The organism is Deltaproteobacteria bacterium (assembly GCA_029858205.1).
Lineage (GTDB): Bacteria > Desulfobacterota > GWC2-55-46 > GWC2-55-46 > DRQE01 > JAOUFM01.
Genome location: JAOUFM010000004.1, coordinates 39438 through 59995, shown reverse-complemented (window position 1 = coordinate 59995; position 20558 = coordinate 39438). Strand labels below are relative to the sequence as shown.

Here is a 20558-nt window from a genome sequence, read left to right as displayed (position 1 = left end):
TTGCCGGGGCCAGCATGTCTGCATGAAAACCTCCGGCCGGTATTTTACTTTGGCGGTGGTTTCGTGGCGAGAATAAGACTTATCGAATTTGGCAGCCGCACTGATGCCGTACGCGAGATGGAGCGTATCGGCGTTGACCCTGCGGGCATCGCCATGATGGCCCCGAAACAATTCCACCGCAATTTAAGGATAGACGACTTAAGCCCGGCGCAGGCGAACATCCTAAAACAGGACGCGCTCTCGCTTGGCGCAGAGGCTGCCGTTGCAAAGGGTGTTGTGTCGTGCGAGGCCTCTCTTACGGGCTGCGTGCTCTCTGGCACGGAAAAACAGCTAAGGGAACTCGTAAGAAAGCTTGGTCATCAGCCCTACGGCTTGAAGGCCATCGGGCGCGAGATAGAGGCAGCGCTAAACTGCATCGAGGCCGATGTCATTGTTTTTAAGGGCGTGAGCCGGACGTGGAATATCTCTGGCCGCGCGCTCGTTATGGGCGTGCTCAATGTCACGCCCGATTCGTTCTCTGACGGCGGGAAATACGGTTCCACCGATGCCGCGATAGAGCGCGGTATCGCGATGCTCGAAGAGGGCGCGGATATAATAGACGTCGGAGGCGAGTCCACAAGGCCGGGGGCAAAACCAGTTAGCGAGGCCGAGGAGCTTACGCGCGTTATCCCGGTCATAGAAGGGCTTGTCAGGAAGGGCGCTGCAGTGTCGGTTGACACGACAAAGGCGGCTGTTGCAAGGGCTGGCGTGGACGCCGGAGCGGAGATTGTAAACGACATAAGCGCCATGACAAGGGATGCTCAAATGGCAGGTGTAGTGGCCTCATCCGGCGCGGGCGTTATCCTCATGCACATGAGGGGCGAGCCTGGCTCGATGCAGTCCATGACCGATTACGGCGACGTTGCCGCAGAGGTGTACGCATTTTTGGACGGCGCGCTAAGGGGCGCAGTAGCCGCTGGCATTGATATCGAAAAAACGGCCGTTGACCCGGGTATCGGGTTTGCGAAGGATGCGGACGGAAGCCTCGAGCTTTTGAGGAGATTAAGGGAGTTTACCTCGTTTGGCCGTCCGGTACTTGTCGGCACGTCGAGAAAGTCGTTCATAGCAAAGGCGCTTGGCGCGGATAAGTATGCGGATGCGGCATCGAGAGGCGTGCCGACACTCGCAACCGTGTGCGCCGCCGTTACGAACGGAGCGTCGATTGTAAGGGTGCACGACGTGGAGGAAACGCGCGAAGCGGTTAATATGCTTGCTGCGATAAAAGGCAAAAGTAATAACGCCGTAAAGGCATAGAGGGTTTTCAAAAGGCATGGAAAATTTTTTAAGAAAACTGCCGGGCATAGCGGATGTAATAGACATCCTCATCGTCGCCGCCCTGTTCTACTGGCTGATGATCCTTTTTAAGAGGACCAGGGCCGAGAGGATGCTTCTTGGGCTCGCGCTCGTTATCGTCGTTTATTTCATATCCGAGAAGCTAGAGCTGATGACGCTTAACTGGATACTGGCGAATTTTCTCGGTTCTATCGTCATACTCGTAATCGTCGTTTTTCAAAAGGACATCAGGCGCGCGCTAATCCAGATGGGCAAGCCCTTTGCCGGCAGAGAGGGCACCGACAAGCCCGAGTTCGTTGAGCACATAGCCGGGGCCGTTGCCGCTATGTCGAAGGATAATGTCGGCGGCCTTATTGCGATAGAGCGCGGAGAGGACCTGTTGAACTATGTGGCGGAGAGCGGCGTGGCCGTAGACGCCGATATTTCGCGCGACCTTTTGCTCGCCATATTCAACACGGGCTCTGCTATGCACGACGGCGCGGTTATCGTAAAGAACGGGCGCATAGCAAAGGCAGGCTGCATACTGCCGCTTAGCAAGGCCGCGGTCGATCCGACATTCGGCACGAGGCACAGGGCCGCGATAGGGCTCTCCGAGGAAACGGATGCAGTGCTGGTCGTTGTGTCCGAGAACACCGGCAATATTTCCATAATCTCCGAGGATATGCGCGAGCTGGGAGTGGACCCGGTGGACGTGGCGCCGATACTTAGGGAGCTTGTGACCTCCGGTGCCGGGTATAGAAAGAAAATAATTTCTAACATAAGGGGCTAAGGTGTCGACCAACGGAACGCAGGAAGAGGGCGGCAGGTTCGATCTGATATACAGGCATCACGGGCTGAAGGTCATAGCCCTGGTGCTTGCCGCTGCTCTCTGGTTCCTGGTAGTCGGAGAAAAGGCGGCAGAGGAGAGCTTCACCGTGCAACTCGGCATAAAAGGGATTCCCGAGAATATGCTGCCTATCGGAGATATTCAGAAGAACGTGGAGGTACGGCTTTCCGGGCCAAGGGGGTTTATCAATAATATTTCGGCAAAGGATATCAGCGCCACCATCGACATTGGCGAGGTAAGCGGCGGCCTGAAGGAAGGCGTGAATATTTTCAGGGTAAACCCGGATAACATCAGGGTGCCAAAAGGCATCGAGGTTGTTAAGGTCATACCGTCTTCCATAGATATACGTCTTGAAAAGGTATCAAAGGCTATCTTGCCTGTGAAGGTGGTTACGGCAGGCAAGTCGGCGCGCGGTTATTATATAGAAGATATAGATGTCACGCCGGATAAAGTGGTTGTCATCGGCAAGAAGGACGAGCTTTCCGGCATAAAAAGTATCAAGACCGGGGTCGTCGACGTATCCGGAATAACGAAAACAACGAAGTACAGCGCGCTTCTTGATGTTTCGGCAAAGGCTATAAAGAGCACGGAGCCGGCATTGGTAGAGGTGACTGTTTTTGTGAAAAAAAGGTAGAGAGGTCGTAATGGCGGTAGACGGAAGAAAACTTTTCGGCACGGACGGCGTCAGGGGCATAGCCAACATCGAGCCCATGACCGCGGAAACGGCATTGAAGCTCGGGCGGGCTATTGCGTATGTCTTTAAGAAGGAGCCAAGGCGTCATAGGATTGTCATAGGCAAGGATACGAGGCTTTCAGGCTATATGCTCGAGAGCGCGATGATGGCGGGCATCTGCTCCATGGGTGTAGACACTCTCATGGTCGGGCCGCTGCCCACCCCAGGCATAGCGTTCATAACTTCTAGCATGAGGGCGGACGCCGGAGTCGTAATATCGGCTTCGCACAATCCGTATCAGGATAACGGGATAAAGTTCTTTTCGAGGACAGGGTTTAAGCTCCCGGATTCAATCGAGGCCGAGATAGAGGAGTTTATCTCGGATGACAACGACCCGACGCACCGTCCGACTGCGAGCGCGGTCGGTAAGGCCTACAGGATAGACGACGCAATAGGCCGCTATGTCGTTTTTGCGAAGAATACGTTCCCGAAGGAACTTACGCTTGAGGGGCTAAAGATTGCCGTTGACTGCGCAAACGGGGCAACGTATAAGGTCGCTCCGGAGGTCTTCTCCGAGCTTGGCGCTGATGTTATTTCCATAGGCGTTAAGCCAAACGGAGAGAACATAAATAAAGACTGCGGCTCGCTTCATCCGGAAGGGCTCATAGCGGAAGTTAAGCGCACGGGCGCCAATATCGGCATTGCGCTCGATGGCGACGGAGATAGGTGCATCCTTGTCGACGAAAAGGGCAATCTAATAGACGGCGACCACATAATGACAGTCATTGCTCTCGACATGATAAAGAAGGGGACTTTAAAGAACAACACCCTTGTCTCGACCATTATGAGCAACTCGGGGCTCGAGGCGCCGATTGAAAAGGCAGGGGGCCGTGTTGTAAGGACAGGAGTTGGCGACAGGTACGTTGTCGACGAAATGATAAAGGGCGGCCATAACTTCGGCGGCGAGCAGTCCGGGCACATAATATCCATGGACCACACGACAACGGGTGACGGCGTGATATCCTCGCTCCAGACCCTTGCCGTGATGGTGAGGGAAGGTAGAGCGCTTTCCGAACTCGCCTCTGTTATGAAGACATATCCGCAAATACTTTTGAACGTGAAGGTGAAGGAGAAGAAAGATTTGGACACCATAAAGCCTGTCGCAAAGGCCTTGAAGGACGTTCAGGAGAGGCTAAAGGGCAGGGGCAGAGCCTTCGTGCGCTATTCCGGCACAGAGCCGCTTGCGCGTATTACCGTCGAGGGCGAGAGCGAGACGGAGATAAAGGCAATGGCAGAGGATATTGCCGTGGCGATAAGAAAGGAATTAGCGTAGCATGCCTACCCTTACAGTGAACGTCGACCACGTTGCTACCGTGAGGCAGGCGAGACGCCACGTCGAGCCGGACCCGGTCGTTGCCGCGGCAATGGCGGAGCTTGGCGGCGCAGACGGCATAACCGTGCATCTTAGGGAAGACAGGCGCCATATTCAGGATAGAGACCTCGAGGTGCTAAGAAAGACCGTGAAGACAAGGTTGAACCTCGAGATGGCCGCTACAAAGGAGATGCTCGATATTGCGGTAAAGACCAAGCCCGATATGGTGACTATCGTGCCCGAGAAAAGGCAGGAGCTAACTACCGAGGGCGGGCTTGATTTAAGGTTGAATACCGATAACATGAAGACGTATGTGACGGCTTTAAAGGACGCGGGCATTAGCGTGAACCTTTTCATAGACCCTGTGCCAGAGGCCATAAAGGCAAGCCACAGAGTCGGCGCAAACGGTATAGAACTGCATACGGGCAAGTACGCTGAGCTCAAGCTCGATGCTGACAAGGTGGTTGAATTCAAGCGCCTTCACGAGGCAGCGGTCACGGCAAAGCGGATGAACCTCAAGGTGCATGCCGGGCACGGCCTCGATTATATAAATATAAAAGAAATAGCCGCGATACGCGAAATCGAGGAGTACGCTATAGGGTTCAGTATAGTTGCAAGAAGCATCTACGTTGGAATGGAAGAGGCCGTAAGAGAGATGAAGCGGCTTATAAGGGAGCATGGGGCTTAGGGGCGTTGGCATAGACGCGCTAGAGGTCGAGCGGTTCGCCCGCTCGCTTAAGCGCTGGGGCGTAAGGCTTACCTCGCGCGTGTTTACCGACGGCGAGCTTCGTTACTGCATGGATAAGAAAAACCCTGCAACGCATCTTGCGGCGAGGTTTGCGGCAAAGGTGAGTTTCTTTAAGGCCCTTGGAAGAAGTCTTCCGTATAAGAACGTCGAGGTGGGGCGCGATAAATCTGGCAGGCCGTTTATAAAGGCGGCAGGCATAGACAGCGACAATATAAAGCGCATAGATTCATCCATAACGCATGACGCCGGTCTTGCGATCGCGCATACGATAATAGAGGACTAAGCAGTGAAGCTCGTTGATTCGAAAACAATGCGCGCTCTCGATAGCGCCGCGATAAAGGGGTATGGCATAAAAGGCCTCGTTCTGATGGAGAACGCGGGCAGGGCCGTTGCCGACGTTGTTATCGAAGAGCTCGAAAGAACTGGCGGCAACCGCGTTGCCGTGGTGGCAGGAAAAGGCAACAACGGCGGCGACGGGTTCGTTGCGGCAAGGCATCTTAAGAACTCCGGCATACACTGCGATGTGTTCTGCTTCGGGCCTTTGTCCGCTCTAAAGGGCGACGCCGCGACAAACGCGGCAATCTGGAAGAAGATGCAGGGCGGCATATATGCCGTAAACAATCTAAAGGACCTTGAAAAGCACGCGCTCTCGCTAAGGCACGCGGATGTAATCGTAGACGCAATCTTTGGCACCGGTCTTAGTACCGATGTTCGCGGCGTTCATAAGAGCGCAATAGAGCTTGTAAACAGGCTTGCCAAGACCGTTATCTCGGTTGATATCGCCTCTGGCATAGACGCATCTACTGGCAGGGTGCTTGGCGAGGCTGTTCGTGCGGACGTTACCGTGACATTCGGACTTGCGAAGCTTGGGCACTTTCTCTATCCAGGCAGGGAGCTTTCCGGCAGGATAGAGGTCGTAGACATCGGCATACCTGCGGCAATTGTAGATGATGCCGATATAGAGTGGAACCTTGTAGACAATGCGCTGGCGTTAAGCGCTTTTGGGCAAAGGCAGCGGAATTCGCACAAAGGGACATTTGGGCACGTGCTCACAGTCGGAGGCTCTGTTGGCAAGACAGGCGCGCCTTGCATGGCCGCGATTGCGGCCTTAAAGGCAGGCGCCGGGCTCTCGACCATAGCAGCGCCAAAGAGCGTCAATGCCGCAGTTGAGGCAAAGGTCATGGAGGCGATGACCTCGCCGGTTACCAATGACAAGGACGGCTTTATCTCCAACGACTCGGCAAAGGACGTGCTTAAGGCGTTGCACGGCAAGGACGCTCTTGTAATCGGCCCGGGGCTTGGCACGGTTGCAACGTATAACTTCATGGAAGCGGTTTTGGAAGGCTGTCTGGCCGAAGGGGTTTCGGTTGTAATAGACGCCGACGGCTTGAACATAATAAAGGCCAACGCGAGCGCGCTTAAAAAATATTCGAAGAATGTGCCCATTGTGCTTACCCCGCATCCGGGCGAGATGGCAAGGCTTCTCGATATCTCGGCTGATGAAGTTCAGGCAGACAGGCTTAAGGCCGCCGGAAGGCTTCACGATATCTCAGGTGTAACGGTCGTACTAAAAGGCGCGGCAACGGTAGTTAGAGGTAAATACGGTTTCTTTATAAACCCGACTGGCAATTCAGGGCTCGCAAGTGCCGGCACCGGAGATGTGCTCTCGGGCATGATAGGCGCGTTACTTGCCAGGGGTGTGGGCGCGACCGAGGCTGCCGCGGCAGCCGTGTACGTGCACGGGCTTACGGCCGATAGGATTGCCGCAAAGCGCAAGACCGAGTACGGCATCACGGCAACGGACATAACAAGAGGCATCCCGCAAAGCATCGCAGGGCTTAGTAGCGGAAGGTAGCACAGGGCCGATGGCAAATGAGCAATTGAAAAATGCCGGAGGCGGGCAGGGTGTGTTCTTTGCCCTTATGGCAGTATCGATGGCCATCTGGGGCGGAAGCTGGGTCTCGGCAAAGGTAGTGTCAACGGAGCTTGGGGCCGAGGCATTGACCTTCTGGAGGTTTGTCGTAACCGTAGCGGTTCTTTTGCCGCTTGCGTGGAAGTATAGGAAGACAGTGCGCGTAACAAAGGAGGCCGCGTTCTATACCGTGCTTGGTGCGGCGTGCCTCGCGTTTTATTCGTATGTGTTTTTCACGGGCCTTAGGGTAACAGGGGCCGGAGCGGCCGGGGTGATAGTGACGACCATCACGCCGGTCATAACGTTTGCCATAGCCGCTGCTTTTTTAAAGGAAAAGATATCGAAGAGAGCGGCAGTAGGGCTTTCTCTTGGAGTTGTGGGCGGCTTTATTCTGCTGCATGCGTGGGAGATACGGAGCTCTCTATCAACGGTAGCCGGGAGCGCGATGTTTCTCGTGTGCTCGTTTTTCTGGGCGCTCCTTACGGTATGCGGCAAGAAGGCTTCCGAGTGGATGTCGCCGGTGATATTCAGCATAGCGACATCAGCGGTGTGCATGATTATGTTTCTCGTGCTCGGGCTTTTTAACGGCTCTCTTGGAGCCGCGTTCGACGAGGGCACGCTTTTCTGGGCCAATATCGTCTACCTCGGCGCGATATCCGGGGCAGCTGCAACAACGGTTTATTTTTTCGCCTCTGCAAGGCTTGGCCCGGGGCCTGCGGCGTCGTTTTCGTACCTTGTTCCGGTGTGCGCCGTTGGGCTTAGCTGGTTAATACTTGGCGAGAGGCCGACGATGACGACGATTATCGGCGGAAGCATTGCGATAACTGCCGTGTACCTTATAAATTCAAAGGGCAGCGGAGAGAAAGAAAAAGATGCGCGTCAAAGGGCAGAGGCGTAGGCAGTGATAAAGACGGTTACGAACAGTGTCGAGGAAACAGAGGCGCTTGGTGAAGAGTTCGCAAGGGGCTTGAAGCCGGGCTCTGTCGTTGCATTGTACGGAGAGCTTGGCGCTGGGAAGACGGCGTTTGTAAGAGGCATTGCAAAGGGGCTTAAAGTGGAGGCAAATGTAAAGAGCCCGAGCTTTACGATAATAAATGAGTATAAAGGCGGCTCGTTGCCGCTCTATCATATAGATTTATACAGGCTCGAAGGCAAAGAGAGTATCGAGCACTTGGGGCTCGAAGAATATGTTTACTCGAATGGCGTGTGTGTAATAGAATGGGCCGAGAGAGCGGAGCATGTTTTGCCGGAAAATGCAGTGAAGGTAGTTCTTCTCTATGACGGAGATGGCAGAAGGCGCATAGATTTGGCAGCGTAGGTTTGGTTGTTTAAAAAGCACCGGAGGGTTTTTTGAAATGAAGGAATTCGATATTGTAGTGATTGGCGGTGGCCCGGGCGGGTACACGGCCGCGATCAGGGCCGCTCAGCTTGGCGCAAAGGCCTGTCTTATAGAAAAGGACAGTGTCGGTGGCACGTGCCTTAACCGGGGCTGCATACCAACAAAGGCAATGTATTATTCGGCAAAGGCGGTGACTGCTGCTAAGCATGCTGCAGAGTTTGGCGTGAATGCCGGCAGCTATACATTCGACATGGCAAAGGCAACGGGGCGTAAGGACGAGGTCGTAAAAAAGCTAGTTTCAGGGGTTGAGCAGCTTCTTAAGGCCAATAAGGTCGAGCTCATACGCGGCGCCGGCTCTCTTGAAGGCTCGGGAAAGGTAAGTGTAAAAAAGGCGGACGGAACTACCGAAGAAGTAGGCGCAAAGAACATTATAATCGCAACAGGGAGCGAGCCTGCGCTTATCCCGGCCTTTAACATAGACAAAAAGAACATCATTACCTCGACCGAGGCCCTGGACTTGAAGGCAGTGCCGGAAAGTATCTTGATAATCGGCGGCGGCGTGATGGGCTCTGAGTTTGCAAATATCTTTGCTAAGTTTGGCAGCAAAGTCACAATCGTCGAGCTCCTTCCGACGATTCTCTCGACAGAAGACAAGCAGGTCGTTAGAGTGGTTGCAAAGGCATTCAAGGACATTGGCGTGGAAGTGTTGACAGAGGTAAATGTCGAGAGCGTCGAGGCCGTATCAAACGGCGTAAAAACCAGGCTCAAGGACGGCAGAGAATTCGTTACAGCGAAGGTGCTTGTCTCGATTGGCAGGAGCTTCAATTCAACGAACATCGGCCTTGAGAAGGCAGGAGTTGCCGTTGAAAAGGGCAGAGTTAAAGTTAACGAAAAAATGGAGACAAGCGTAAAAGGCATCTATGCCATAGGAGACGTTACGGGCGGCATGCTCCTTGCCCACGTTGCCTCAACAGGCGCAATCGTCGCTGTTGAGAACGCGCTTGGAAAAGACAAAAAGCTCGACCTCTCGGTCGTACCCGCAGGGATATTCACTGACCCGGAGATCGCGAGTGTGGGGCTTCGTGAGAAAGATGCTGAGAGTAAGGGCGTGAAGATAAATGTCGGGCGTTTTCCGTACGCAGCAAGCGGCAAGGCCCTTGCTATGAACGAAACAGAGGGCTTTATGCAGATACTCGAGGAAGAGGGCACGGGTAAGGTTGTAGGCGCGACGATTGTAGGCGCGCACGCGACGGACTTAATCGGCGAGGTCGCGCTTGCGATGAAGCTTGGCGCAAAGGTACACGATATAGCTGACACCATACATGCGCACCCGACACTTCCGGAGATAGTCATGGAAGCTGCAGAGGACGCGCACGGTATGGCCATACATAAGGCAGGGAGAAAAAGATAATGGCGTTGATAGTGCATAAGTACGGCGGAACATCCGTTGGCAATCCGGATAGGATAAAGAACGTTGCCAGACGCGTTGCAAAGGACAAGATGGCCGGTAACGACGTCGTGGTAGTGGTATCGGCAATGAGCGGCGAGACCGACAGGCTCGTTAACCTCACAAATCAGCTATCCGAGGCCCCTGTGGGCACGCGTGAATACGATGCAGTCGTATGCACCGGTGAGCAGGTGACAATTGGGCTTCTTGCGCTTGCGCTCTCGGAGCTCGGGCAGAAGGCAAAGAGCTACATGGGCTGGCAGGTGCCAATCGTTACCGATTCGGCATTTGGTTCGGCGAGAATCGAGAGCATAGACGATAAGAATCTTAGGCGCGAGCTTAAGGCAGGCGTTATACCGGTGGTTGCCGGGTTTCAGGGCATAGACCCTAACGGAAGCGTTACGACCCTTGGCAGGGGCGGCTCGGATACGACAGCAGTAGCGATTGCCGCCGCGCTTAAGGCAGACAGGTGCGACATATTCACGGACGTCGAGGGCGTGTACACCACAGACCCGAACATCTGCGCCGACGCAAGGAAGCTCGATAAGGTTTCCTACGATGAAATGCTCGAGATGGCGAGCCTTGGAGCAAAGGTCCTTCAGACGCGCTCCGTTGAGTTCGCGAAAAAATACAAGGTCCCGGTCATGGTAAAGAGCTCCTTTACGGAGGCCGAGGGCACGCTCGTTTGCGAGGAGGATGAAGACATGGAAAAGGTAATGGTATCGGGCATCACCTATAACAAGAACGAGGCAAAGATCTCGGTCATCAGGGTCCCTGATAAGCCGGGAATCGCGGCAAAGCTTTTCAGGCCGCTTACCGAGGCAGGCGTCAACATAGACATGATAGTGCAAAACATCTCGCACGACGCGCACACGGACATGACCTTTACCGTTGCCAAGGGCGATTATAAGAAGGCCCTCGAGATAGTGAACAAGGTGGCAAAGGAAATCGAGGCAGGTAGTATTCTGGGCGATACTAACATCGCAAAGGTCTCTGCGGTCGGCGCCGGGATGAGGAGCCACGCCGGAGTGGCCTCGAAGATGTTCGAGACACTCTCGAAGGAAGGCATTAACATACAGATGATATCGACCTCGGAAATAAAGATTTCCTGCGTTGTCGATATAAAGTACTGCGAGCTTGCGGTGCGCGTTCTTCATGACGCCTTCGAGCTTGGCAAAGAGGAAGTCAGGGAAGAGAAATAACTGATGGCAAAAAAGGAAAAACATACCGTCGTTCTCTACGACACAACACTTAGAGACGGCACGCAGGCCGAGGACATAAACTTCTCGGTCGAGGACAAGGTGCGTGTAGCGCGCGCCCTTGACGCTCTCGGCATACATTATATAGAGGGCGGGTACCCGGGCAGCAATCCGAGGGATATAGAGTTCTTTAAGCAGATGAAAAAGGAAAAGCTTAAGAACGCCGTGCTTACTGCTTTTGGCTCGACAAAGAGGCCCGGAAAGAAGGCCTCAGAGGACGCGGGCGTAAAGGAACTTCTAAGCGCTGGCACGGATGTCGTTACCATAGTCGCGAAGACGTGGAAGTTCCACGTGACCGAGGCGTTAAAGATTTCTCTTAACGAGAACCTCGACCTTATACACGATACCGTGAGCCACTTAAAGAATCGCAAGGACAAGGTCTTCTACGACGCAGAGCATTTCTTCGACGCGTACAGGGACGACCCTGCCTATGCTATGAAGGTCTTAAAGACAGCAGAGGACGCCGGGGCCGATTGCCTCGTGCTTTGCGATACTAACGGCGGCATGCTTCCCTTCGAGATCGAAAGGATAGTTCGCGAGGTAAAAAAGAACGTTACTGCTCCGCTTGGCGTGCATTGCCATAACGACGCTGACACCGGAGTGGCCAACACCCTTACCGCTGTAAAGGAAGGCGCCATCCAGGTGCAGGGCACGATGAACGGATTTGGCGAGAGGTGCGGCAACGTAAACCTCTGCTCCGTTATCCCGGCGCTTAAGCTAAAGATGGGCATAGACTGCATAAGTGATGCGAATCTCAAAAAGCTTAGCGAGACAGCGCGCTTTGTATACGAAATAGCGAACCTTACGCATAACAAGCGCCAACCGTATATAGGCGAAAGCGCTTTTGCGCATAAGGGCGGCTTGCATGTGAGCGCTGTCCTTAAAGACCCGGCTACATACGAGCACGTAAAGCCAGAGGCTGTTGGCAACCACCGCCGCGTGCTTGTTTCCGACCTTGCCGGAAGATCGAACATAATATACAAGGCTGCCGAGTACGGGCTCGATATAGAGAGCGGCTCCCCGGAAGTTAAGCGCATACTCGACGAATTAAAAAAGCTCGAACATCAGGGATTTCTCTACGAAGGCGCAGAGGCAAGCTTCGAGCTCCTTATTCACGAGGCCCTTGGTAAAAGGAAGAAATACTTCAAGCTCCACGGCTTCAAGGTCACTGACTCTAAAAAGGACGAAGGCGAGCCGCCAAGAGCCGAGGCTACCATAAAGATAGATGTAAAGGGCGAGGAAGAGCACACTGCGGCAGAGGGTAACGGCCCGGTAAATGCGCTTGATAAGGCCCTTAGAAAGGCGCTTGAGAGGTTTTATCCCACCTTACAGGATGTCAAGCTGATAGACTTTAAGGTAAGAGTGCTTGCCGGAAAGGCCGGGACATCTGCAAAGGTGCGCGTGCTTGTTGAGAGCGGCGACGGTAAAGACAAGTGGGGCACTGTCGGGGTCTCGGAGAACGTCATAGAGGCAAGCTGGCAAGCGCTTGTAGACAGCCTCGAATATAAGCTCTATAAGGACGGCGCCAAGAGGACCGGGAAGAAAACAAAGTAAGGGCGCGAACCGCTTGGGGGCCTTTATATGGATGAGGCGCAAAAACCGTATAAGGCGTATGTGGCGCACGCGGTGCTCGCGCTCGCAGTGTTTCTGGCCTTTGCCCTAAAGAATGTATCGCTTGATAGTGGCTATCAGGCTGGCAGCGGCAGGTCGGCTGCATCCGGGCCCGCAGCCCTGATAAACATCAATACCGCAACTGCCGCGGAGTTGACGGAGCTGCCAGGCATAGGCGAAAAGCTCGCAGAGAGGATTGTCGAGTACAGGAAGCAAAACGGCGCTTTCGGGTCAATCGATGATCTTAAAAAAGTCCGGGGCATAGGAAGCGCAAAGCTCGAGGCAGTCAGGCCTCTTGTGCGCGTTGACATAAAGGGAAAAGGAGAAATGGAAAGAAATGCAGGAACACCAGTTCGTTAATACGATAATATATAGCGCAATAGCCGCGTTCTCGACCATAGTCGGCGTGTACATTCTGTTCGTGAACGAGAAGTGGGTTGAGAAGAGGTCGCATCATTTCCTGAGCTTTGCCGCGGGTGTTGTGTTAACGACCGCGTTCTTGCACATGATGCCGGAGGCAATAGAGCTTGCGGAGGTCAAAGGGGCGCTTGCGGTCGTGCTCTTTACCATTATCGGTTTTTACATCGTCGAGCACATGATAGCCATACACACCTGTCAGGAGGGCGAGTGCCATGTCCACAGCATGGGCGTGCCGGCCTTTATCGGCATAGTGCTGCATTCGTTTGTTGACGGCATGGTCATAGGCGTTGGGTTCGAGGTGGACTTCTCGACAGGTCTTTTGTCGACGCTTGCGATATTCCTTCACAGCCTGCCTGTTGGCATAACCATCGCGGCAATACTTAAGCACGCCGGGTTTGCCAGGAAAAAAATATTCCTCTTGGGCTGGGCCGTGGCCGCTGCCATGGTGCTTGGCGCGGCAGGGGCTTACGTCTTCGTAAGGGACATGGAAAGTTCTTTAATAGGGCTGCTCCTGGCCTTTTCGGCCGGGACATTCCTTTATATAGGCGCTGCGGACCTTTTGCCCGAGACGCATAAGAAGATGCACAGGTTCAATATTATTTTTGTGTTGCTTGGAGTCGCGCTGGTGTATATAATTTCGTCGGTGAGCGGAGGGCACTGATGATAGAGCGTTATACGAGAGAAAAGATGGGGCTCGTCTGGACGAGCGAGAACCGCTTTAGTAAGTGGCTCGAGGTCGAACTTGCGGCGTGCGAGGCCTGGCAGAAAAAGGGAAGGATCCCGAAAGACGCGCTCGGTCGCATCAAGAAGAAGGCGCGCTTCGATGTAAAACGGATTGACGAAATCGAAAAGACCGTTAAGCACGACGTTATCGCGTTCCTTACCTCGGTTGCCGATTATATCGGCAAGGACTCGCGCTACGTGCATATAGGGCTTACGTCCTCGGATATAGTCGATACCGCGCTGGCACTTCTTCTAAGAGAATCCGCTGACATTATAATAGACGATATAAAGATTTTCATGCGTGTTCTGAAAAAGCGCGCAGTGGAGCACAAGGATACCGTTATGATGGGCAGAAGCCACGGCATACACGCCGAGCCCACGACATTCGGCTTGAAGCTCGCGCTCTACTACGACGAGATGAACAGGAACCTCGAGCGAGTAAAAAGGGCGAAGGAAACGATATCTTACGGCAAGATGTCCGGGGCGGTCGGGACGTTTGCCAATATAGACCCCTTTATAGAACGCTACGCGTTAAAGAAGCTCGGGCTTAAGCCCGAGCCTGTTGCAACACAGGTTGTTCAAAGGGACCGTCATGCGGAGTTCTTCTCGGCCCTTGCGCTCGTTGCCGCTACCATCGAGAAGATAGCTGTAGAGATAAGGCATCTTCAGAGGACAGAGGTCCGGGAGGCTGAAGAGTTTTTCTCCAAAGGCCAGAAGGGCTCTTCCGCAATGCCGCATAAGCGTAACCCCATACTTTCGGAGAACCTTACGGGCCTTGCGCGGTTAGTCAGGGCATACGCAGGCGCTGCCATGGAGAATGTCGCGCTCTGGCATGAGCGCGATATAAGCCATTCATCCGTTGAAAGGGTGATTGCGCCGGATGCGCTTATAGCTCTCGACTTTATGCTCGCGAGGGTTACCGGTGTTATCGAGAACCTCCTTGTGTATCCGGAGAACATGCTTAGGAACATGGAGGCCTCGAAGGGGTTGGTATTTTCGCAGCGCGTGCTCTTGAAGCTTGCGGAAAAGGGCATGTCCAGGGAAGAGGCCTACAAGACCGTGCAGCGTAATGCCATGGACGTGTGGGAAGGCCGTTTTAACGGGAACTTCCTTGCCGCGCTAAAGAGGGATAAAGATGTAACAGGGCTCGTTACGGAAAAAGAACTCAGAGAGTGTTTCGACACGAGACCTTATCTTAAGAATGTCGGTTATATAATGAAGAGGGCGCTTAAAAACGGTTAATTAATCAGAAGGAGGCCAGATGGCAAAGCTTAAGAAAATACCCGTAAGAAAAGAGCAGATATACGAGGGTAAGGCAAAGGTCATATTCAAGACGAGTGACCCGGACCACCATATAATGTACTTCAAGGACGACGCAACCGCCTTTAATGCCCAGAAAAAAGGGACTATCGTGAATAAGGGCGTAATCAATAATGCCATGTCCGCCCGCATGTTCGAGTTCCTCGAGAAAAAGGGCGTTAAGACGCATTTTGTAAAAAAGCTTAGCGACCGCGAGATGCTCGTTAAAAAGCTCGAGATAATCCCTGTTGAGGTGATAGTCAGGAACCTTTCCGCAGGGAGCCTGTCAAAAAGGCTTGGAGTTGAGGAAGGGTTGAAGCTAAAGGAGCCTATTCTCGAGTTCTGTTACAAGAGCGACCCTCTTGGCGACCCTTTTATAAATGATTACATCGTGCGCGCCTTCGGGTTCGCAACCAAGGCTGAGCTAAAGGTCATCAGCGAAACTGCGCTTAAGGTCAACAAGCTTATGAGCAAGTTCTTCGATAAGCGCGGCATAATACTCGTGGATTACAAGCTTGAGTTCGGAAGGTTTAAAGGCAAGGTGCTCCTCGGAGACGAAATCACCCCCGACGGCTGCCGTCTCTGGGATAAAAAGACCAGGGAAAAGCTCGATAAGGACCGTTTCAGGCGCGACCTTGGTAATATAGAAGAGGCATATCAGAAGGTGCTTGCAAAGATATCGGAGTAGGGTTTTCGCCTGAAAACCCTTGCGAATTGGCGATTATACTGCTAAGGTATATAATAGCGGCCGGGAATGACCGTTTAATGCGTAATTATAGGATAAGGCAATGGGAGAGCAGAAGGTAGAACATATAGTATTCGAGAAAAAGAGCGTTGTCGAGGTTATAGTGCTGGCCATTATAACGCTTGGCATCTACGTTCCTGTGTGGTTTTTGAACAGGATAGAGCGCTTTAACGAGCTTGAGTCCGAGCACAAGTTCACCATAAACCCGTTTGGCTTCGCGATAGCCTCGCTTGTTGCGTATATCGGCATAGTTTGCTATGTGATATTTTCGGGCTTGAACCCCGAGAGCGGCGAGGGGCTAAAGTACATCGGCATAGGCGAGTATATAGTATTTGTGGCCAGCCTGGTGATGATGTTTGAGTGCCTGAAGGCAAGGAGAGCGTTTCTCGACCACTTCGCAAAGAAGAATTATGAGGTAAGTTTTTCGTGGTTCTGGACGGCCATGTTCGGCATGATATACCTGCAGTACAGGATAAACGAGTTCAGCCCTGAGGAGGAAAAGCTTCTTTGAAGGCAAACGTGTATGTGACGCTTAAAAAAGGCGTGCTGGACCCGCAGGGCAAGGCGGTGGTTGGCGCGCTTAAATCGTTTTCATTCTCCGGCGTTAAAGAGCTTCGTATCGGCAAGTTCATCGAGATAGACATGGACGGCTCGGATAAGGCAAAGGCCGAGGCGGAAGTGAAAAAGATGTGCGAGGTTCTTCTTGCCAATACAGTTATCGAAGACTATAAGGTCGAGATAAAGGACTAACCACAGCGATGAAATTCGCCGTAATCGTCTTCCCCGGCTCAAATTGCGACCACGACGCATACCATGCGGCCAAGCACGTATTCGGCAGCGATGCCGCGTATGTCTGGCACAAAGAAACTTCCCTTAAAGGTTTCGACTGCGTGATACTTCCGGGCGGGTTTTCCTACGGGGATTATCTTAGAACAGGCGCCATAGCAAGGTTTTCGCCAATCATGGCCGAGGTCGAAAAGTTCGCCAAGGCCGGAGGGCCGACACTTGGCATCTGTAACGGCTTTCAGATACTTTGCGAGGCAGGGCTTCTCCCGGGCGTGCTCATGCGAAATAAAAAGCTAAAGTTCATCTGCTCGGACGTGCAAGTGAGGGTCGAGAACACGAAGACCGCTTTTACATCGGTTTATAAGGAAAAAGAGGTGCTGCGTATTCCCATCGCCCATGCAGACGGCAATTATTACGCAGACGCCGATACCGTCAAGCTGCTTGAAGATAAGGGCCGCATCGTGTTTCGCTACGTATCAACAGGCGGTAAGGCAACGGATGAGGCCAACCCCAACGGATCTGTTGCCAATATAGCAGGCATTACCAATGAAAAGGGCAATGTCGTAGGCCTTATGCCGCACCCGGAGAGGGTGTGCGAGGCGGTTGTCGGCGGCGTTGACGGCAGAGGCATGTTCGAGTCTGTTATAAAGGCTCTGTCTTGAAGGTGGCGCTTCGCAGTGTTTTTATAGCCGCTGTTGCCGTGTTATTTCTGGCTGTGTTTAGCCAAGGCGCCGAGGCAAGGCAAAAATACAAGGTAGAGACAATGGTCAGTTTTGGCGGCGTTGTTATGGCAGGCGCTGTGCTCGCTGTCTGGGGCATTAGCGTTGCCTACAGCGCGAATGCCATGGAAGAGCACGATTACAGGCTCGAGAGCGACGATGAAAGCCATGCCTTGGTCCAAACAAAGAAGGAGCCGGACGGCATCGAGATCCGTCTTATTGCCATAAAATTCTGATGGAAGCAAACAGCAAATTAAAGAAAGAACTTGAATCCGGACGCTTTGTCGTCACGGCCGAGATTTGCCCGCCGCGCGGCACCGATACCGCGGAGTTCGTCGAAAAGGCAAGGCTTTTAAAGGACAAGATAACCGCTGCCAATGTTACCGATAACCAGAGGGCTGTGATGCGGCTATCGAGTCTCGCCTGCTCTGTGCTTCTTTTGAAGGAAGGCATAGAGCCGGTTTTTCAGATGACGTGCCGCGACAGGAACCGTCTTGCCATACAGTCGGATGCTCTGGGCGCCTGGGCCCTTGGCGTAAGAAATGTTCTTGCCCTTACAGGAGACCACGTCTCTGCAGGCGACCACAGGGAGGCAAAGGCAGTCTTTGACCTCGACGCAGTGCAGCTTGTTCACACAATAGACACGCTAAATAAGGGCAAAAACCTCGGAGGCAAGGAATTAAGAGGTAAGACGGACTTCTACCTCGGAGCTGTCGTAAACCCCGGGGCAGAGCCGTTTGAGCCGGAGTGGATACGTTTTCAGAAGAAAATAAGCGCAGGAGCCAGGTTCTTCCAGACGCAGGCCGTGTTCGATATGGATGCCTATAAGCAGTTTTTCGAGGACGCTGAAAAGACGGGAGTAAAGGTGCTTTGCGGCATACTGCTTCTAAAGTCCGCGAAGATGGCCGAGTACCTTAATAAGAACGTGCCGGGCGTAAACGTGCCAAAGCAGTTCATTGACGCCCTTGAGAACGCCTCTGACCCGCTGGAAAAGGGCATAGAGATAGCAGCGGAACAGGTAAAGACGCTAAAAAGGTTCTCGCACGGCGTTCATATTATGGCAATAGGCCAGGAAGAGAGCGTTGTTAAAATACTCGGGCTTGCAGGCTGACGGCATTTTTTACTGGCATAGAGAGCCCGGAATGTGTAAAATTAGCCTAATCGGACGTATGTTTCACAGTATGCAGTGGCCGGAAAATACGGTAATTAAAACAAGGAGCGTGAGATGAGAAAACTGTTTGTCTTGCCGGTGGCGCTGATGGTTTTATTTCTCTCTGCCCCGAACTTGCTTGCCGATGTTGCAAGCGAAATGATCCTGGATACCACGCCAAAAACGCCGTTGTTTCTTAACATAGGCCCTGAAATAAGGCATATGAGAGGGGATTTGGGTCACAAGACAAAGTCTTATATAGCTTATATCCCGAGCACGGAAGTGTCAAGGCGCACCTATAATATAGATAATATTTTCGTGGGATTGAATGTGAGGTTTGGTTCTTTTTCAGAAGGTAGCGTGTACCATGAAGATAATATTTTTGCGCTGGCATATTTGCAGGGTTTTAACAGTAAAGGCGAGAAAATCAAAGACCAATTTAGGTGGATGGAAACAGGCGATCAGCTCGATATGTTTTCGGCGGATACTAGTTTGAGGACCGGCAAAATGTTCGAGGCGTCTTTTTATCATAATTTTTGGGTAGGTGATAGTATGGCCTTTAACGTTGGACTGGGCTGGGATTATAAACAGCACCATATTCAGGGCAAGAATTGCACTTATATTTATAGTAGTGGCGGCGCTGTGCTTGGCACTTGGCAGTGTCCCGTAGGCTGGAAGTATGCTTCGCTAAAGTATGATGCGGAAGTGCCGTATGTGAGCGCAGGCATGTACGCGCTTATGGGCGCTAATAACGGGGTATCGTTGGATATAAAGGGCATGTATTCCAATTGGGCCTCGGTCTATTATACTGCCTTCGATTATTTGGTGGAATATGATATAATACTGCCAGATAATTATGATATCAGATATGAGGGAAAGGGTATGGGAAACGTGCTTCGCGGCACGGTGCAGTTGAACGTTAACGCGACCGAGCGCTTGGTATTTACTGTTGGCGGCGAGTATTCGAGAATGCACGGCGGAGGCCCGGCAAAGCGTGATATGATATTGAACAATTTTTGGTGGGGCGGAAGAGTCAGGACAAGAACATGGTTCGATTCCGAGTATTATTACACGATGTTTAGGATATCATACCTTCTGTATTGAGTATAGGCAGAGCCGTTGGCATAGTTTGTAGACAAAGGGGGCGTAAAGCCCCCTTTGTTTTGACAGGCACATCAGGCCATGCCGTCCATCGAATCTTTGAAGTGTTTCAGGAAATCCTCGCCATGAAGCGGCCTTAGAAGAATCCATTTTTTCTTTTTGTCGAGAACTACTTCCACATCCGAACCCGGCGCAAGTTCGAGGCCGAGCAGGAACTCCTCTGGTATGCACACGCCAAGCTGCCCCTTTTCAACGACAGTTATCCTGGTTTTCATGTTTTGCTCCTCCTGTTTTGATATACTAATGGTAATTGCTAATGTTTCGTTGGTCAAGGGTTTTTAGCAAGACATACGGGGCAGGTGAATTGCATGAAGAAAACTGGCGGGTTTTTATCGAAGCAAAGAGCGTTGAAGAAGTTCTTTGTGTCTATCGCGGTTGTTTTTGCGCTTACAGCGGTATTTTCTTTAAGTGCCGGGATTTGGGCAGGTGAAAACAATGTATCTGCGCGCAAGCTAAGCGTTACCTGGGTTATAGACGGCGACACCATAGAGGTCGCAAAGTCCGGGCGAGGGAAAGAGCGCATAAGATATGCCGGCATAGACACGCCCGAGATGGAAGAGCCTTTTTATAAGGAGGCGCGGCTTAGGAATAAGGAGCTTCTCGATAAGGCCGGTTTGGTGACCTTCGAGGTATGCAGGGACGAGCCTTTTGATAAATACGGCCGAACGCTTGGCTGGGTGTATGCCGACGGCGTGGATGTAAGTGAGGCGCTTCTTAAAGAAGGGCTTGCAAGGATCTTCGCCAAGCCTCCGTGCGGCAAGAAGAAATACGCATCCTACAAGGCCGCGGAAAAGACCGCCAAAGAACAGCGTCTTGGCATGTGGGGAGCCAGGTAAGGATTTTTAAATATCCGCGGTTTGGCGTTGTTGACACGGCGCGCGTGTAGGCGTATAATGCTATCTCCGTCTCTTAGAGGGCGGCGTACCCAAGTGGTTAAGGGAGCAGTCTGCAAAACTGCCATTCAGCGGTTCAAATCCGCTCGCCGCCTCCAATTTTTCACATCAGAAACATCTCAAATAAAGAATTTTAAAATTCT

The 20558-nt window shown here is 52.5% G+C and carries 24 protein-coding genes and 1 tRNA gene; 24 read left to right on the top strand and 1 reads right to left on the bottom strand.

What is annotated here, in order from left to right:
• Nucleotides 1–63: 63 nt before the first annotated feature.
• The 22 genes from folP to OEV59_04190 all read left to right on the top strand — a co-directional run bounded on the left by folP (nt 64) and on the right by OEV59_04190 (nt 19465).
• Nucleotides 64–1293 (top strand): dihydropteroate synthase, encoded by a 1230-nt coding sequence (folP, locus tag OEV59_04295; GenBank protein MDH4226960.1) that lies wholly within the window; start codon nt 64–66, stop codon nt 1291–1293.
• A 16-nt stretch (nt 1294–1309) separates the two neighbouring features.
• Nucleotides 1310–2101, top strand: coding sequence for a diadenylate cyclase CdaA (cdaA, locus tag OEV59_04290; protein MDH4226959.1), 792 nt, complete (start codon nt 1310–1312; stop codon nt 2099–2101).
• A gap of 1 nt (nt 2102) precedes the next feature.
• Nucleotides 2103–2792 carry a CdaR family protein gene (locus tag OEV59_04285; protein MDH4226958.1) on the top strand — a complete coding sequence of 230 codons (690 nt, stop codon included), beginning with the start codon at nt 2103–2105 and terminating at the stop codon, nt 2790–2792.
• Between the two features lie 10 nt (nt 2793–2802).
• Complete coding sequence (glmM, locus tag OEV59_04280) at nt 2803–4164, top strand: phosphoglucosamine mutase (protein ID MDH4226957.1); 1362 nt, start codon at nt 2803–2805, stop codon at nt 4162–4164.
• 1 nt (nt 4165) lies between these two features.
• Entirely contained in the window at nt 4166–4891 is a 726-nt protein-coding gene (locus tag OEV59_04275) for a pyridoxine 5'-phosphate synthase (GenBank protein ID MDH4226956.1), read from the top strand.
• Nucleotides 4881–5234, top strand: coding sequence for a holo-ACP synthase (gene acpS, locus OEV59_04270; protein ID MDH4226955.1), 354 nt, complete (start codon nt 4881–4883; stop codon nt 5232–5234). Before OEV59_04275 ends, acpS begins: the two co-directional genes overlap by 11 nt.
• Before the next feature lie 3 nt (nt 5235–5237).
• On the top strand, nt 5238–6806 hold the full coding sequence (locus OEV59_04265; GenBank protein ID MDH4226954.1) for an NAD(P)H-hydrate dehydratase: 1569 nt from the start codon (nt 5238–5240) through the stop codon (nt 6804–6806).
• A 10-nt stretch (nt 6807–6816) separates the two neighbouring features.
• Entirely contained in the window at nt 6817–7761 is a 945-nt protein-coding gene (locus OEV59_04260) for a DMT family transporter (GenBank protein ID MDH4226953.1), read from the top strand.
• Between the two features lie 3 nt (nt 7762–7764).
• Nucleotides 7765–8181: a tRNA (adenosine(37)-N6)-threonylcarbamoyltransferase complex ATPase subunit type 1 TsaE gene (tsaE, locus tag OEV59_04255; GenBank protein MDH4226952.1), complete on the top strand. Its 417-nt coding sequence runs from the start codon at nt 7765–7767 to the stop codon at nt 8179–8181.
• Nucleotides 8182–8218: 37 nt separating this feature from the next.
• The gene (gene lpdA / locus OEV59_04250) at nt 8219–9613 is read left to right on the top strand and encodes a dihydrolipoyl dehydrogenase (protein MDH4226951.1); all 1395 of its coding nucleotides are present in this window, start codon (nt 8219–8221) and stop codon (nt 9611–9613) included.
• A complete protein-coding gene (locus tag OEV59_04245; GenBank protein ID MDH4226950.1) occupies nt 9613–10851 on the top strand; it encodes an aspartate kinase in 1239 nt (412 codons plus the stop codon). The genes lpdA and OEV59_04245 overlap by 1 nt, the downstream gene beginning before the upstream one ends.
• 3 nt (nt 10852–10854) lie before the next feature.
• Nucleotides 10855–12462, top strand: coding sequence for a citramalate synthase (cimA, locus tag OEV59_04240; GenBank protein MDH4226949.1), 1608 nt, complete (start codon nt 10855–10857; stop codon nt 12460–12462).
• A 27-nt stretch (nt 12463–12489) separates the two neighbouring features.
• Complete coding sequence (locus OEV59_04235; protein MDH4226948.1) at nt 12490–12879, top strand: ComEA family DNA-binding protein; 390 nt, start codon at nt 12490–12492, stop codon at nt 12877–12879.
• Nucleotides 12857–13600 carry a ZIP family metal transporter gene (locus OEV59_04230; protein ID MDH4226947.1) on the top strand — a complete coding sequence of 248 codons (744 nt, stop codon included), beginning with the start codon at nt 12857–12859 and terminating at the stop codon, nt 13598–13600. Before OEV59_04235 ends, OEV59_04230 begins: the two co-directional genes overlap by 23 nt.
• Complete coding sequence (gene purB / locus OEV59_04225) at nt 13600–14904, top strand: adenylosuccinate lyase (protein MDH4226946.1); 1305 nt, start codon at nt 13600–13602, stop codon at nt 14902–14904. Before OEV59_04230 ends, purB begins: the two co-directional genes overlap by 1 nt.
• A gap of 19 nt (nt 14905–14923) precedes the next feature.
• On the top strand, nt 14924–15649 hold the full coding sequence (locus OEV59_04220) for a phosphoribosylaminoimidazolesuccinocarboxamide synthase (GenBank protein MDH4226945.1): 726 nt from the start codon (nt 14924–14926) through the stop codon (nt 15647–15649).
• A gap of 100 nt (nt 15650–15749) precedes the next feature.
• The gene (locus OEV59_04215) at nt 15750–16217 is read left to right on the top strand and encodes a DUF4234 domain-containing protein (GenBank protein ID MDH4226944.1); all 468 of its coding nucleotides are present in this window, start codon (nt 15750–15752) and stop codon (nt 16215–16217) included.
• Nucleotides 16214–16456 (top strand): phosphoribosylformylglycinamidine synthase subunit PurS, encoded by a 243-nt coding sequence (purS, locus tag OEV59_04210; GenBank protein MDH4226943.1) that lies wholly within the window; start codon nt 16214–16216, stop codon nt 16454–16456. Before OEV59_04215 ends, purS begins: the two co-directional genes overlap by 4 nt.
• A gap of 8 nt (nt 16457–16464) precedes the next feature.
• Nucleotides 16465–17154 (top strand): phosphoribosylformylglycinamidine synthase subunit PurQ, encoded by a 690-nt coding sequence (purQ, locus tag OEV59_04205; protein MDH4226942.1) that lies wholly within the window; start codon nt 16465–16467, stop codon nt 17152–17154.
• A complete protein-coding gene (locus OEV59_04200) occupies nt 17151–17447 on the top strand; it encodes a hypothetical protein (protein MDH4226941.1) in 297 nt (98 codons plus the stop codon). Before purQ ends, OEV59_04200 begins: the two co-directional genes overlap by 4 nt.
• A complete protein-coding gene (locus tag OEV59_04195) occupies nt 17447–18322 on the top strand; it encodes a methylenetetrahydrofolate reductase (protein ID MDH4226940.1) in 876 nt (291 codons plus the stop codon). The genes OEV59_04200 and OEV59_04195 overlap by 1 nt, the downstream gene beginning before the upstream one ends.
• 114 nt (nt 18323–18436) lie before the next feature.
• Nucleotides 18437–19465 carry a hypothetical protein gene (locus tag OEV59_04190; protein ID MDH4226939.1) on the top strand — a complete coding sequence of 343 codons (1029 nt, stop codon included), beginning with the start codon at nt 18437–18439 and terminating at the stop codon, nt 19463–19465.
• Between the two features lie 71 nt (nt 19466–19536).
• On the opposite strand, the gene OEV59_04185 is transcribed toward OEV59_04190, so the two are convergent.
• Nucleotides 19537–19737, bottom strand: coding sequence for a hypothetical protein (locus OEV59_04185; GenBank protein MDH4226938.1), 201 nt, complete (start codon nt 19735–19737; stop codon nt 19537–19539).
• Between the two features lie 93 nt (nt 19738–19830).
• Here OEV59_04185 and OEV59_04180 point away from each other — a divergent pair, with 93 nt between their 5' ends.
• Together OEV59_04180 and OEV59_04175 are read left to right on the top strand one after the other, a co-directional pair.
• Entirely contained in the window at nt 19831–20358 is a 528-nt protein-coding gene (locus tag OEV59_04180; GenBank protein ID MDH4226937.1) for a thermonuclease family protein, read from the top strand.
• A 79-nt stretch (nt 20359–20437) separates the two neighbouring features.
• Nucleotides 20438–20513 (top strand) — tRNA-Cys (locus tag OEV59_04175).
• Nucleotides 20514–20558: the final 45 nt, after the last annotated feature.